The sequence below is a fragment of the Paenibacillus sp. SJS-P3 genome (genome assembly GCF_056711585.1).
Window position 1 is genome coordinate 3212738 of the sequence record NZ_CM160043.1, and the last position, 15314, is coordinate 3228051.

Sequence of the window (15314 nt, forward strand, 5' to 3'; positions counted from 1 at the left end):
ATCCTGCTCTTCCATGCGGTTTGAATTAAGGAGTCGCCGCCTGCGTGGAACAGCTTCTCAAGTCAATGCCTTTATATCATCGAAGCTGCCGAGAAAGCCTGCTTCCAACAAAAGCCTCGCCAGCAGCGCTGCCGCTTCGGCGCGGGTGACTGCCGCCTGTGGATGAAAGGCTCCATCCGGCAGTCCGCGCAGCATCCCTCTCGCGGTCAGGGCGATTATGGCGTCTTCCGCCCACGGGCTGATCTTAGCCGTATCGGTGAATACAGAGGCTTGTGGAGCCGGAGCGGAAGTGCGCGGCTTGCCGCTTGCGGCGAAGAGGATGGCGCGATTCAGCATGACAGCCATTTCCTGGCGGGTGACGGAAGCTCCCGGCCGGAAGCTGCCGTCCAAGTCGCCCTGCATGATGCCGGCCGAACGGACCGCGTCTGCTGCGGCTGTCCAGGCGGAACCCGGTGAGCCGTCATTCCAGCTCCGGCCTTCGGCTGCTCCGCCGGCCAGCAGATCCAGTCCCAATGCGCGGCTGATCAGCGCCGCGAAGTCAGCTCTCGATACGGCTTGCGCCGGAGCGTACCGCTCAGCGGAGATGCCGTTCAAGATTCCGGCCGCTGACAGCCGCTCGATATCTGCTGCTGCCCAACTGCCAGCTATGTCCCGGAAGGCCTTGGACGGAAGTGCAGCTGTTCCGAAGCTGCCTGCTCCCAGCGTGCGGATATGGACGATCGTCCCGTCCTTGCCTTTCGCGAACGATGCCGGCACGGTGCGAACCGCACCGTCCGACGTCCGCAGCAAGCCTGCGTTCGGGCCAGGCTTGCTGTCGCTGCCCACGAGGAATTCGACATCGACATAGCCGATTCCGCTCGTCAGCGGCACGGGGCGCCCACCTTGCTCCAAGCTCAGGCTCCAGGCTGCCGTTCCGGAAAAGGCAGCGCCATTCAAGGCCGAAGCCCGTGATTTCATCGCGGCTAAGGCTTGCTGATCGGCTGTGCCCAGCTCGATTCGGATGACGGCTCCAGCCGTATCCGCCTGTCCCCGCATGGCGGCCATCTTGGCGGCTGCCGATGCCGGGAGCGAAATCGACGAGCTTCCGGCTTGAAGCGTAATCGTTCCTAGCGGCATAGCCTCGGCATATGCCAGGAAGGCGTCCAGCGGCAGCTCCGCCGCTCTTCCGCCGCCTGCAAGAGCTATCGATTCCAGCTGCACGGGCGACGTCTTGCCGGCGGCAGCCTTCGCCAGCGCATCCTGATTGGCGGCGGATGAACCCGCTCCCGGTGCCGGCGTCGGCGTTGCCGTGCTTATCGGTGCCGGCGTCGGCGCTGCCGTGCCTGTCGGCACCGGTGTCGGCGATGCCGTGCCTGTCGGCGCAGGTGTCGGCGATGCCGTGCCTGTCGGCGCAGGTGTCGGCGATGCCGTGCCTGTCGGCGCAGGTGTCGGCGATGCCGTGCCTGTCGGCGCAGGTGTCGGCGACGCCGTGCCTGTCGGAGTCGGCGTCGGTGTACCCGTTCCTGACTCCGGCTGGCTGTCCCAAGTCAAGCCTTCGCCGGTCTGGTATCCGTCTACCGGGAGCACGCTTGCCGGCGGCGCTTGCTCGGTCAACGCCAGCTGGAACGCGCTGCCGGAAGCGTTGAAGAACGGCCCTACTTTAGCGCCGCGGAGCTGCAGCCGGTCCAGCTGGACGGAGCCGCTGATGCCGCCGCCCGCGTGGATGCCCCAAGTGCCCGCTCCATCGAGCACCAGATTGCGGATGAGAATGCGATGCTGGCCGCTGACATTGAACGGGTAGGCTCCGTTGATGTACAGCCCCTGGAACGTGCTGTCCCGAACGGTATTGTCGAGAATATCGATATCGGCATCGATCGGCTTGTCGCCGGTGAACAGCCAGATCGCGCCGAAGTCCTGATTCCAGTTGAACTCATGGCCCCCGGCACGGATCAGCGTATTGCGCTCCACGACCGTCCTGCCGCTGAAGGCGACGGGATTGAAGCGCGTCGACACCGCGATGCCGGCGCCGAAGCCGACCGTGTCGGACAGGATGTTGTCCTGCACCTTGTTGTCGCTGCCGCCGAATATCGCGACATTGTCCGCGAGCCAAGGAAGCTGGACGGTGTTGAAGCGGATCGTGTTGCCCGAAGCCCGCGCGTCGTCCGCGCTTACACCGTCCGGCTGCGACGACCAGATCGCGATGGAGTCGTCGCCCGTATTGCGGATCGCATTCTGCTCCGCCATGGAGTTGCGGGTTCCCGTCGAGAAATTGATGCCGTCCGCATACGTATCCCGGATGCGCATGCCAGCGGCGTACAGGCCGTCGGTCACGATGCCGCCGTCTTCGTCGTCGCTGCGGACCGACCAGATGCCGGCTTTGGCATGCTCGACCCATACGCCTTGAATCGTGGAGCCTTTGCCGAACGTTCCGTCAAAAGCCGCCTCCCGCAGCTCGTCATGCCGTCCCGTCACGCCGACGTCGATCTTGAGATCGTACACGCCGATTCCGTCTCCCGTGCCCATGAAACCTGCGCCTTCAACGGTCGTATGCCACATGCCCGCGCCGCGGATGACGATCCCCTGCACCTCCAGCGGCGAATCAAGACGGTATATGCCCTGCGGCACCCAGACTCCCTTGCCCGCCGCCTTCGCAGCCTGGACGGCTTCCAGGAACGCGGTGTAGTCGCTCTTGCCATCGTTCGGCGTTGCGCCGAAGTCCGCCACGGAAAGGAAGCCTTCCGGCATGGCGTATGCCGACGGGGCCAGCTCCAGGTCCGCCGAGTCGAGAACATAATAAGCGGCTGCGTCGGAAGCCTGCTTTTCCAGCCTCAGCACGGTCCCAGCCGGCAGCATGCGGCCGAAGTCCAGCTGCGTCTCGTCATAGAAACGGTGAGGATCTCCGTCCTCGGGATTGTTGGACCATGGATACTTGCCGTATACCCAGGCGTGGCGGCTGGAAAGCTCCAGCTTGCCGCCCGGGGCTCCATCCACCGAATAGCTCAGCGTCGCCTGCTGGCCGCCGCCGTCCTGACTGTCCGGTATGCTGTAGCGCAAGGACATGTAGCTGGCCGGTACCGCAAGCTTGAATTCCACATACTGGCCGGCAGCATCCAGCTTGACGGCCTTTCTGCCCGACGCTTCGGAAGCAAGCGTCATATACGTCCGGTCGGGACCAAGCAAGGTTCCGTTCGTCGCTCCGTCTTCGGCTTCATAGGTCGTATAAGGAAGAGTCGCTCCGCGATAGTCGCGGCTGACCGCGCCATGCACGAGCAGCCGGTCCACCAGCAGGCCGCCCTCGTCGTCCCCTGCCAAGCGCAGCTCCACGGAATTGTAGCCTGCCCGCAGCTTCAGCTTGGCCGATACCGTCTTCCATATGCCATTGCCTTTGCCATTGCCATCTCCGGCTGCCGCATCCAGCTTGCCTTGCGGCAGGCCGTTGACATAGACGGACAGCCTGCCTGCATCCGCGCCAGCCAAGGCTGCAGCGTTCCAATCCGCTTCATACAGACCTGCTGCCTGCGCTTGAACGGACAGGATCAGCCGGTCATCGGCATCCTTCCAGCCGGATACATACCCGCTGCCGGCATACCCGGGCGCTTCGGCATGAATGCCTGCACCGCCGGAGACAAAGCCTTTCTCCGCTTCGTACACGACGTCGTCTGCGACCTCGAGCAGCTTCCAGCGGCTTGAACCTCCTGCCGTTTCACGCTCGGCAAGCGTCGCATGGCCGGAGGAAGCTGCCAGCACGCGGCTGCCGCCCGGCTCGGCCAGAATCAGCAAGCCGGACTGCTTTTCCTGCGTCCATTCGGCTGCCGGGCCCGCCTCTCCTGCCGAGACCGAACTTCCGTCACGCAGCAGGTAGCTGCCGGTTTCTTCGTTCCGGAGCAGCAGCCGCCCGTTCCGGTCTTCCATTCTCCATAGCACGTTCTTGCTGCGGCTATCTCCGCCAGACAGCGCCAAATCATCGCCGTTCATCGCCAGGAGCGAACCGGCAGCCGAGTTTTGCAGCCGGTACAAGCCCGAATGCGGCGCCGACGGCGTGATGCCGCTGCCGAACGTATCCTGGACCTCCGGGATGAATCCTCCCTCGGGCGCCGCGGCCGCGACCCATTGGACGGCTCCGTTGTCGATGGAGCGCAGATCAAGCTGGGCATAGCCGAGTCCGTCCGCTATCTGCACGTATTCATCCTCGTGGCCCTCGGCCAGGCTGCGCAGCAGAATCGCTCCGGCGGCAGGCGCGTTCTCGAGCGCCCATCCCGCGTCCGTTCCGGCTTCGCCTGCAGGAACGGTGCCGAGATAGCTCACGCCCGGCAGCCAGGAAAGCTCGCGGCCGGTGACTTCATTGACGATCGATACGCCTCCTCCGGCCCTTTCCTTCACGAACCAGTGCGAGCGCAGGTCCTTGGCGTCCAGACTGCCGTAAAGCACGACGCCGCCGGCATTCTCGTAGAGCGCCGCTCCGCCGGACTTGCTCGTCAACCGGATCGCCCCGTCAGGCAGCAGCACCGGAGCGCCCCCTCCCGTGCCGGTCTCGCTTGCCTTCACCGGAATGAATTCCCACTTCGGGCTGCCCCAATCCCGGTTCACCGGGCTGTACTCGGCCGCCTTGAGCTTATGCTCGACGTTCAAGTATCCGGAAGCCTCGGCCGGGCGGGCATCCCCTGCGCTGCGGATCAGCTTGAAGCCCTGATGGTCCAACACGGTCCATGCGGCCGAATCCATGTCGCCGCTTGCCGGATCCGCTACCCGGACCGATTCGCGGGAATCCGGCTTCACGCCGCTCAGCGTGACGTAATGGCCGGTCTTCCGGTTCACGATATGCTGCACGCCGTCCTTCGTCTCGATCAGCCAGTGCGCGCTCTCGTCGCCCGGCTGGACGTTGCCGTAAGCGAGCTTGCCGTCCTTCTCGAACAGATACAGCTGCAGCCAGTCGTTGCGGATCTTCACATAAGGGGTCAGCTCCTCCGCCGGACCTTCAGGCGCGGGAGCCTTCACCAGCCAGCGCGCGCTGCCCCAGGACGGCTGCGCCCAGTTGTTGCCATGCGCATAGCCGTCCTGGCTCTGCACGTTCAGCAACGCATCTCCATCGGAAGCGGCTTGGAAGGTCGATTGTCCGGTCTGGACATCGCCGCTGCCGTCCTTGCCCGGAGCTTGAATCCAGCTCGTCAGCAGCGGATCCGCCGCTTGAGGAGCTACCGCAGCAAGGGCGGCGCCGCCCTTCAGCTCCGTCTGCTGCATGTAACGGCCCGTCTGCACGTTGCGCAGCCGAACCGCCGTTCCATAGTCCTCCATAATCCATTGGGAGGACGCATCGGCGTAATCCGGCGTGCCGTATGCGATCAGACCGCCCTGCTCCTGCAAAAATCTTCCCTTCCAGCTGTCCTGCAGCCGCTTCGCCGCAGAGTCGGCTGCCGGCTCCAGTCTCCAGGAGGAGCTGCCCCACCCCGGCTGCGCCCAGTCGCTGATCTGCGCATGGCCGGTCTGGCTCTGCACATGGAGCAGATAAGAGGATTTTTCGCTGCTCGCTATCGTATACAGCCCCGCAGCGCCTGCTTGCTCCTGAATGGAAAAATCGCCTGCCGTGGAAGCTTCCGGCAGATCCGAGCTTTTGACGGGATCGTTGAGACGGTCCCCATCGTTGCCCGTACGGTTCAGCACATGGCCCGTCGCCCGATTGACGAATTTCTTCGAGCCCGGCGTCACGCCGTCCACGACGAACCATTGCGAGGAAGCGTCGTTCAGCTCCGGCGCGCCGTATTTCGCCAGACCGGCTTCCTCATAGAGGACGTTCCCCTTCCAGCCGTCGACCAGCCGGACCGGCTCCTGGTCATGACCCGGTTCCACCTGCCACAACGCCGAGCCCCAGCCCGGCTGCGCCCAGTCGCTCACCTGTGCGTAACCGTTCAGCACCTGGATGTTGACGATCTGATTCGATCTGCCGGGAATGGACAGATTGACGTAACCGGGCTTGCCGGATGCTTCCGTCACCTGCCACTGAGCCGATGCCGCGCCGCTGTCGAGCGCGGAGCTCTTGAGATTGTCATGCGGATCCGATACCAGCTCCCGGTTCAGCAGATGGCCGGTCGCCCGGTTCACGAGCAGCTGCGCGCCTCCTTCGCCGCTTTTGATCTCCCATTGAGATGCAGGATCGTTCACCGCCGTGAAGCCGTAGCGAGCTTGTCCCTCCGCTTCGTACAGATACACGCCTTTCCATTCATTTTTCAGCCGGACGTAGACGGAATCGGAAACAGAAACCGTTGCGGATGCCGCAGCGTCGTACCCGAGGTCCTGTACGGCCGAGCTGAGGTCCGCTTCCGCGGCGCGCGCGCCGGAAGCCATCGCCGGCAGGAACAGCAGCAGGCTCAGAAGAGCGGCAGCAAGCCGCCTGAATTGAATTGCCATGTTGGATCCCCTTTCGTTATGGTTGCGCTTTCTTTCCTTGGCAAAAGAAAAGCCGCCCAATCATGTCCTAGACAATCAAGAGTGCAGCTTTTCTTTTCGTTGCTTGTTCGGAGAACTCAGCCCTTCGTCGCTCCGTCCGCGAGGCCGGAGATGAGGAAGCGCTGCAGCAGCAGGAACACGGTCGCGATCGGCACGGCGATCAGGATGGTGCCGGCCGCGAAAATCGTGAAGTTGTTGGAGAACTTGTCGTTGATGAAGTTGTACAGCCCGAGCGCCAGCGTGTACTTCTCCGGCGAGCGCAGGATGATGCGCGGCGTCAGAAAGTCCATGAACGGCGCCATGAAGGTGAACAGCCCGACGACCGCCAGGATCGGAGCCGTCAGCGGCATCAGAATCCGGAAAAATACGGTCAGATGCCCTGCGCCGTCCATCGTGGCCGATTCGTCGAGATCGCGCGGAATGGTGTCCAGGTACCCTTTGACGAGAAACACGTTCATCGGCAGTCCGCCGACGGCGTAGATCAGGATCAGGCCGGTGAACGTGTCCAGCAGGTTCACCAGGTTGAGCAGCAGGTAGATCGCCACCATGCCCATGAGCACCGGGAACATCTGGAGCAACAGGAACGTGTAGATGCCGTACTTGCGGCCCGTGAAGCGGAAGCGCGAGAACACGTACGCCAGCAGCGATACCATCGTCACGGAGGCGACGGCGTTGCATACGGCGACGATGATCGTGTTTTTGTACCAGAGGCCGTAATCGCTCTGCGGATCCGTGAACAGCCAGCGGTAATGCTCCAGCGAGAGATTGTCCGGAATCAGCTTGGCGCTGTAGAGGCTGGTGCCGGGATTCAGCGAGATGCTGACCGCCCACAGCAGCGGATACAGAATGACGGCGAACATAATCAGAACAACGAGGTAGATGCCGGATACTTCCAGCTTGGATCTTAGCGTGCGTCCCATCAATAGCCCTCCTCACGGAATGACCGCGTCTTCCGGAACTGATAGAACGCGAATGCCGCGACGATAAGGCCCATGATGATGCTGATGGCGGCGGCCATTTTGTAGTTGTTGTCGGTGAAGGTCAGATTGTACACCCAGGAGATGAGGATGTCGGTCGCACCCGCGCTTTGGCCCGGCACCGCCGGTCCTCCCTTGTTGAACAGGAAGATGATGTTGAAGTTGTTGAAGTTGAACGAATACTGCATGATGAGGAGCGGCGCCGTGGCGAACAGGATATGAGGCAAAGTAATGAAGCGGAACTTCTGCCAGCGGCTGCCTCCATCCACTTCGGCGGCTTCGTACCAGTCCTTGGAGATGCTCTGCAGCACGCCCGTGAACAGCGTGAACACATACGGGAAGCCGAGCCAGATCTGGATCAGGATGATCGCGACGCGGGCCCAGGTCGGGTCCGTCAGCCATGGAACCATCAAGCCGATCTTGCTCATGATCTGCATGTTGATCGCCCCGAACGTATCGTTGAACATCGCGGCGAACACGAGCGCGGTCATGAACGAGGGCACCGCCCAGGGCAGGATGAAGATCGTGCGGATCAGCTTCTTGAAGCGCACGCGGTTGTCATTGATGAGCACGGCGAGCAGCATCGCCAGTCCGATCTGCAGCGAAGTCGCGACCAGCGTCCAGACGACCGTCCAGGTGACGACGGAGACGAGGCTCTGCGTCCAGATCGGGTTGGTGAACAGCTCCTTGAAGTTGATCCAGCCCACCCAGTCCAGCAGCTTCGCAGGCGGAGAGTTGTACAGGCTGTAGTTCGTGAACGCGAGCGCGACCATGAACAGCAGCGGGAAAATGACGACCATCGCCAGCAGGATGAAGCTCGGAACGACGATAAAGTAAGGGAAGCCTTTGTCATAGCTGTCATGGAAAGCCTGCCTTACGGATGGAATCCGCTCGCCGTCCTGGCGGCGGACCGCATCCCGGTAGGCATCCTTGATATTGAGCACATAGGTGAACAGAAGCACGATCGCGAGCAGCACGGAGAGGATGCCCTCCGTCAGCAGCGTTCGGGAATCGTCATTATTCGGATCGTTGCCCAGCGTGATCAGCCCTTCGATGCCGTGCGCCGTCCATGCGCCGATCGATGCCGCGAGCGACAGCGCCAGCACGAGGAACAGCACGCCCTTGATGAAGCGGCGATTGTACAGCTGGCCCAGACCTGGAATGATGGACAGCGCGGCTGCCGCAGATGGAGAAGGCAGGGGACCGGCCTTCGGTTGCAATGCTTTTTGCATGGTTCCTTCACCTTCCGATCCTTGCTCTTTATATAAGGGGTCCGTCCAAAAGTATATTGAGTCGATTTAAAAGTAAAAGCCCGGGGGCCGCGCCGGTGAGCGCCAGCCCGCGGGCATCGTGATGTTGCAATCCCGCCTTGCCTTGACGGCCGGGCGATGATTTCCGTATGGAACAGGATTCAATGGCGCAGGCTTCTTATTTGCCGGACATCGCCATCTTGTCCTGGACTTGCTTCACAGCGTCATCCAGCGATTTCTGCACATCCTTGCCTTCGGAAGCGAATTGGAGCGCGTTCTTCATCGGATCCCAGACATAATCAAGCTCAGGAACCGTAGGGAACGGCTGGCCGAATTGGACCTGCTCCGTGAAGCCTTTCACGAGCGGATCGCTCGTCAGCGCGGCATCGTTCAGAACCGCGGTTACCGGAGGAACTTGGCCGGTCTTTTTGTAGTATTCCAGCGCGTTTTCCTGGTTGGTGATGAATGCCGCCAGATCGGAAGCCCATTCCGGAGATTTGGAGAACTTGGAGAGCATCCAGCCCTTCACGCCGATGAAGGAGGTCGGGTGCTTGCCGTTTTCCAGCGTCGGTAGCGGAGCTACCGCCAGGTCGTCGCCGAGCTGCTTCTTGTAATCCGTGATCGCCCAAGGTCCGTTGATGACCGCGCCGACCTTGCCGGAGCCGAACAGGCCGCCGACGATATCGCCGTTGACGCCTTTAGGCAGGTAGCCTTTTTTGAACCAATCCTGGATCAGCTGAACGCCTTTGACGGCGCCTTCCTTGTTGAGGCCGATCTCATTGACGTCGTAGCCGCCGGCGTCGGTCCCCTTGAAGATGTAGCCGTCATTGCCGCCCATGAACGCCCATGCGTAGTAGAAGTTGATGCCTTCGAACAGGAAGCCGTACGTCTGCTTTTTGGCGTCCGTCTGCTCCTGGGCCAGCTTCTCCAGGTCTGCGATCGTGGCAGGCGCCGAAGGAACGAGTTTTTTGTTGTAGAACAGCGCGTACGTTTCCGTTACGAACGGCAGGCCGTACAGCTGGCCGTCCTGGCTGAGCGCCTTGAGCGCTTCCGGCGTGTAGGAGTCGAGCACGGCCTGCTCGGCCTTGACCGGCTGCACGAGGCCTTTGAGCACCAGGTTGCCGATGCCCGGCTGGTAGAACAGGTCCGGACCTTTGCCGGCAGGACCGTCCAGCGAGAGGATCTGCTGCTGGTCGTTCATCTTGACCGGCTTGACGTTGACCTTGATGCCGGTTTTCTCCGTGTATTTCTTCGTAATATCCGTAATCGTGGCCACGCTGTCGGCGTTGTCGTCCGGCCAGATCGTAAGCTCGGCCGGCTTCTCCGGCATGTTACCGGCATCGGCGCCTGCGTTGTCGGCTGCGCCTGCGTTCGCCGCTGTGTTGGCAGCCGGCTCCGTTGCTGCGCCTGTATTTGCAGCGCCTGTATTTGCGGCACCTGCATTGTTTTCCGCGTTGTTGTTGCTGCCGCATGCCGTAAGCCCCGTCAGCGCGATAGCCATCGCCAGCGCCGCTGCGGCTGTTTTTTGCTTCTTCATCTCTGTATCCTCCCCGGATCTCGTCGGTTGGTTTCGCTTGCTGATGTCATTGTAGGACTTTGGGGGGAGGCCCAACTACCAAAGTAATGACTTCAAACGTCAAGATTGTGACCTTGTGAACGGATGGTTTCAAATGAAGCTTTTGGGGGTGAAGAGAGCGGATGCCGAGCAGATCTGTTTCATTTACTTGCAGTCTGCCGCGCACCCTTTGGTTGAACAATCGTTTTCTTCCTCCTTCCCATCAGCTGAAATAGGCATTATCCTGCCAACGACCAGGCGGAGATCATGCCAGCAGCAATCCGCAATTCAGTCATAGCGATTCTTATTCAGGACGGCCGCATCCTGTTGACCCGCAATCAGGGTGCCCAAGGCGTATTTCACTTGTTTCCGGGAGGGGGACAGGAGCATGGAGAGGAATTGAAGGATGCCGTCGTCAGAGAATGTCTGGAGGAGATCGGGCAAAAAGTCATTCCCGGCGACCTGCTGCATATCCGCGAATATATCGGCCGAAACCACGAATTCTCCGAATGGGATTCCGAAATCCATCAGGTGGAATTCTACTTTCAATGCTCCCTCCCGCCCGGCTTCGACGGGAGCTTCGCAGCCGCCTCCAACCCGGATGAGCTGCAGATAGGAGTCGAGTGCGTCGACCTGGACAGGCTCCATGAGCTCCGGATCTATTCTCGCTCTCTAGTGGAAAGCCTTCAGACCGGTATTCCGGGCCTATGCTATCGGGGAGATACAAACGAAGAGTTCGCCGTGAGTTCTGATCTCTTGAATGTCATCATGATGTGATCGTCGCAATCAACAAGCCGGTTTTCCTTTTTGGCATTCATTTAAGGATTCAGCTCCAAGACTATTGAGCATCCAATGAAAAGGGACAGCCTCTAAACTAGCTTCGGCTGAATTCAAGCCGAGATAACACAAACGGGACGAAACCGATCTTCGGTTTCGTCCCGTTTGTGTTATCCATCCCCGCCAAATGGGGCGAGCGATGGAGTTAGACGGAATAGTCGTCTTATTCGGCCTCAAGTGGCCCTTGTGCCATGGAGTTAGACGAAAAATTCGTCTTATTCGCACTCAAGTGGCCCTGAGCCATGGAATTAGACGGAAAAGCCGTCTTATTCGGCCTCAAGAAGCCCTGAGCCATGGAATTAGACGGAAAAGTCGTCTTATTCGGCCTCAAGTGGCCCTGAGCCATGGAATTAGACGGAAAAGTCGTCTAACTCGGCCCCAAGTCGCTTTTGCGGATTACATATTCCCATTCCTCTCGTTCACATCAGTCCTGTCTTAGCTCTCCTCTGGAGCCAGGTTTTCCCGTCCGCCGGAGCTGGCATAGGGCGTCGGGCGTTCATGAAGCGGCATCGGCGCCGGCGGAGCCGGCTTCCCGAAGAACAGCCGCAAGCCCCCCGCGATCAGCAGGAAGGATGTGACCGCCAGCGGCAGGCTGCGGAAGAACCAGTCGTAGGCCGAGGCGAAGCGCGGAAGATATTCATAGATGGCCTGGCCAAGGAAACGGTCCATCAAATAATAGGCGCCGAGCGCGATCAGTGCGGCTCCCAGCCAGCGGTGATAGCGGGCGAGCTCGGTCAGGACGGGCACATCCTGCATCTCGCCCCGCTGATAGCGCTTGTACTGCTGCAGAGCGTCGAACAGCGAGAAGCACCAAAGCAGCGGAAGCATGAACAGGAACAGCGTAATCCGCATGCTGTCCATGAGATAGATGAGCAGAAGGAATCCGAGCAGCAGCTGCAGTCCCCGTTTCTGCAGGCCGAGATACAGATGACCGGCGCCGGGGAGAAACGACAGCAGCGCCGCCATCGTTTTGTTTTTGCGGGATCCGGAGAAGCGGTCTTCCATTTCCTCGAAGAACGAGATGTCCCGAAGAAGCTCTCCCGCCTGCTTGCGGTTCACATGCAGGATCGCGTCGAACATGCTGTAGATCCATATGACCGGCAGCAGCAGCAGAAAAACGAGGAAAACCGGCGTATGCAGGACAACGGCGACGAAAACGATGAACGCGCCGAGGCCTGCGAAAGCTATCATGAAGGCGATACCGCGCTGCATGAGGCCAAGCGACATGTGTCCAAGGCCCGGGATGAAGGAAAGCACGATCGTCAGCGCCTTCTCCCGCTGATCCTCGGCGGACCGGACCGGGTAAGGCCGGGCGGACGGTATCCCATTCCCGTCCAGCGGACCGGGAGCATAGGCATGCGTCTGAGCAGGACGGGCAAGCACCGTCACGAGGATATCGACCATGCTGATTCCCCAGACTCCGATCGGAATCACGATGAGCGGAGCGGCATTCCCGTCCAGATTGCCCGTGACGGCAAACAGCAGCATGAAGGCGACCGGCCCCCATACAAAAGCGCCATAGACGAACATTCGAAGGTATTTGCCCAAATAGGCATGTCCGGCGCCAGGGATAAACCCTAGCAGCAGCGCGACAAAAGGATTGGGAGGAGTTCTCATATAGGTCGTTCCTTTCGGAGTTTTTTCGGTCATTTCAGTTAAAACGGTTTTTCGGGTCTTTCAGTCTTTCAGTCTTTCAGTCTTTCTGTCTTTCTGTCTTTCTGTCTTTCTGTCTTTCTGTCTTTCTGTCTTTCTGTCTTTCAGTCTTTCAGTCTTTCAGTCTTTCAGTCTTTCAGTCTTTCAGTCTTTCAGTCTTTCAGTCTTTCAGTCTTTCAGTCTTTCAGTCTTTCTCAGTCTTTCGGTCTTTCAGTCTTTTTCTGTCTTTCTGTCTTTCTGTCTTTCTGTCTTTCTGTCTTTCTGTCTTTCTGTCTTTCTGTCTTTCGGTCTTTCTGTCTTTCTGTCTTTCTGTCTTTTTGTCTTTCTGTCTTTCTGTCTTTCCATCTTTCGGTCTGTCGGCCTTTACTCCCGTTCATCCCGATGCTTTAAAGCTCATTCTTCTATTAAAAAGAACTACCCTGGCGTTTTCCGCTTCCGGCACTCATTCCGATAATCACCGGTACCTGCGGTCCTGGATCTCTTGAAGCAGATGCGCGGTCCGATCCAGCATGCGGTTCGACCAGCTCTCGGAAGACGGACCGGATGTCGGATTCGAAATCGCTGAGGAAGCTCCCTGCTGCGGTTCCCGGCTTTCAAGAAACCGGTCCATGTCCGTGAAAGCCCCGCTCATATACAGGAGCAGCGTTAGCGAGGCGGCAAGCCCGTAATGGAGAGCGGGACGCCTCAGCCAGGCGGTTCGCGTTTTTGGAGTCGGCCGGACGCCCAGAAGGTCCCCTTCCATTAGCTCCAGCACGTTAGAACGGATCCGCTCCATGGCGGCAGCCGGAACGGGAACCGCCATGAAGTCGATGCCGGAGAAGTCAGGCCTGGAAGCGGCGCTCGCCTCCTCCGCCGGACTCCCGAGGATGTCGACCGCCTGGACCAACAGCTCCAGGCAGCTGTCGCATTGGGAGAGATGGAGCTCCATCTCCTCCCGCTGCCGATCGGTCAGCGTATTCCGGGTGTAAGCCGCCCATGCCTCCTGATTGTGATGCCGGTTCTCGCTCAATCGAAATCCTCCCTTCTCCAATGTCGCTTCATCCAGCTTCTGGCCCGGTACAGCTTGGACTCGACGCTTTTCGGCTTCAGGCCGCTTTCTTCCGAGATTTCCTGATAGGATCGGCGGCGGAAATAATAGTCCCGGACGATCCCTTTATATTCCGGAGGAAGCTCTTCGAGCTTGTCCTGCACTCGCCGGCGCTCCTCTATCGCGATCAGCTGATCCGGCGGGGAATCGTTCTGCTCCCGGCTCCTCATCATTACTTCCGGCGAATCATCAAGCGCTTCGCCTGATCCTGACTTCGCCTCCTGCCGCTGCCGCTTGCGCCTGTAATCAATGGCTCGGTTGACGGCGATGCGGGTAATCCACGTCTTGAAGCCTTCCAGCCTGCATTCCGGAAGCGCCCGGCTGATCGCCAGCAGCGTCTCCTGCAGGACGTCCTCGGTATCCTGGGGGGATCGCAGGACGGCATACACGGTCCGGTACAGGTAAGCCCCGTACTCGTCGATAATTTCGCCGAACCGTTCCGGTCCGCCGTCGCGGACGGACTGCAGCCATTCGATATCGCTTTGGATGTCGTTTCCCCCCTTCCCATGAATAGACGAAGGATATCTTGGTTTCCCCTGCGCTTTGGCGAATAAAATTTTTCCATCGCCAAAAAAAGCGGCGAGATCGATTACACGGGTCGCCCCGCAAGCCGATCTGCCGCTCTGTTGGTCCCTGCTATTTCGCGACGGTTGCCTTCGCTTCGCCGCCCCGCCGATGGATCCAGACGACTGAATACCTGAATTCAGTCCACGATATACGAATCCCCTGCCTGCGCAGGCGGTTCATTGCCGATCAGGACGACATGGCTCTCTCCCGAGTCCGCCATCGTAATCCGGCAGGCCACCGCCCGTTCGTCGCCCGCATGCCCGCCCGACCTTCGATACCTTACCTTCCTGCAAGCGGAACCGCATGACTCCGTCCTCGACCGGAATGACCGCCAGGTTGGCTCCGCCCGGCTCGTTCGCAAGGCAAATGCCGCTTTCCTCGGACAAGCTTGCCGCGCCGGGAGCAAAGTAAAAATACTGCTCGTACTCCAGCGGACGAGTCCGTGCTTGTCCCTGCCTGTCGAGATTCGTACAATGAATACAGGTAAACAAATATGGAAAGGGTGGTCATGATGCAGGAGCAGCTGTTGAAAAAGCTTCACTATAAGCAAGGTCCCGCAGCCGTTCTGTTCGCGCCGGAAGGCTACAGCCTGAATGTCGTGGACACGGGAGGGACGGAAGGAAAGTACGCCTTCGTGCAGCTGTTCGTCGGAAGCGCCGCGGATGTGCGGGAGCGGGCGCCAGAGGCGGCCGGAATGCTGGAGGAAGATGCGGTGTTCTGGATTTCCTACCCGAAAAAAAGCAAATCGGTCAAGCCCGACATCAACCGCGACAGCCTGGCGTCGCTCGTGCAGGAGCTTATCGGCCTGCGCCCCGTCAGCAACGTGGCGATCGACGAGACGTGGTCCGCGCTTCGCTTCCGTCATCCGGATAAGGTGAAGTGAGCGGCGGCCCGGGTGCATGTCGAGCTGAATGTGCCGACAAAGCTTCGTTCGACGGAAAAGCTTCTAGCGGCAAAAGGCGATAGTG

At 60.0% G+C, this 15314-nt stretch carries 9 protein-coding genes; 2 read left to right on the forward strand and 7 right to left on the reverse strand.

The window, feature by feature from the left end:
• Positions 1–57 precede the first annotated feature (57 nt).
• From AC06G8_RS14855 to AC06G8_RS14870, 4 genes are all read right to left on the reverse strand, one after another.
• Entirely contained in the window at positions 58–6381 is a 6324-nt protein-coding gene (locus AC06G8_RS14855; protein WP_480283198.1) for an S-layer homology domain-containing protein, read from the reverse strand.
• Positions 6382–6497: 116 nt separating this feature from the next.
• Positions 6498–7340: a sugar ABC transporter permease gene (locus AC06G8_RS14860; RefSeq protein ID WP_049867718.1), complete on the reverse strand. Its 843-nt coding sequence runs from the start codon at positions 7338–7340 to the stop codon at positions 6498–6500.
• Entirely contained in the window at positions 7340–8629 is a 1290-nt protein-coding gene (locus AC06G8_RS14865; RefSeq protein ID WP_480283199.1) for a sugar ABC transporter permease, read from the reverse strand. The genes AC06G8_RS14860 and AC06G8_RS14865 overlap by 1 nt, the downstream gene beginning before the upstream one ends.
• Positions 8630–8825: 196 nt before the next feature.
• Positions 8826–10184, reverse strand: coding sequence for an extracellular solute-binding protein (locus AC06G8_RS14870; RefSeq protein WP_480283200.1), 1359 nt, complete (start codon positions 10182–10184; stop codon positions 8826–8828).
• Positions 10185–10469: 285 nt separating this feature from the next.
• On the opposite strand from AC06G8_RS14870, the gene AC06G8_RS14875 reads away from it, so the two are divergent.
• Positions 10470–10979 (forward strand): NUDIX domain-containing protein, encoded by a 510-nt coding sequence (locus AC06G8_RS14875; protein ID WP_480283201.1) that lies wholly within the window; start codon positions 10470–10472, stop codon positions 10977–10979.
• Between the two features lie 495 nt (positions 10980–11474).
• On the opposite strand, the gene AC06G8_RS14880 is transcribed toward AC06G8_RS14875, so the two are convergent.
• The 3 genes from AC06G8_RS14880 to AC06G8_RS14890 all read right to left on the reverse strand — a co-directional run bounded on the left by AC06G8_RS14880 (position 11475) and on the right by AC06G8_RS14890 (position 14486).
• On the reverse strand, positions 11475–12656 hold the full coding sequence (locus AC06G8_RS14880; protein WP_480283202.1) for a hypothetical protein: 1182 nt from the start codon (positions 12654–12656) through the stop codon (positions 11475–11477).
• A gap of 490 nt (positions 12657–13146) precedes the next feature.
• The gene (locus AC06G8_RS14885) at positions 13147–13701 is read right to left on the reverse strand and encodes a zf-HC2 domain-containing protein (protein ID WP_480283203.1); all 555 of its coding nucleotides are present in this window, start codon (positions 13699–13701) and stop codon (positions 13147–13149) included.
• Complete coding sequence (locus tag AC06G8_RS14890; RefSeq protein ID WP_480285449.1) at positions 13698–14486, reverse strand: RNA polymerase sigma factor; 789 nt, start codon at positions 14484–14486, stop codon at positions 13698–13700. Before AC06G8_RS14890 ends, AC06G8_RS14885 begins: the two co-directional genes overlap by 4 nt.
• A gap of 353 nt (positions 14487–14839) precedes the next feature.
• Here AC06G8_RS14890 and AC06G8_RS14895 point away from each other — a divergent pair, with 353 nt between their 5' ends.
• Complete coding sequence (locus tag AC06G8_RS14895) at positions 14840–15229, forward strand: hypothetical protein (protein ID WP_447661516.1); 390 nt, start codon at positions 14840–14842, stop codon at positions 15227–15229.
• Positions 15230–15314 lie beyond the last annotated feature (85 nt).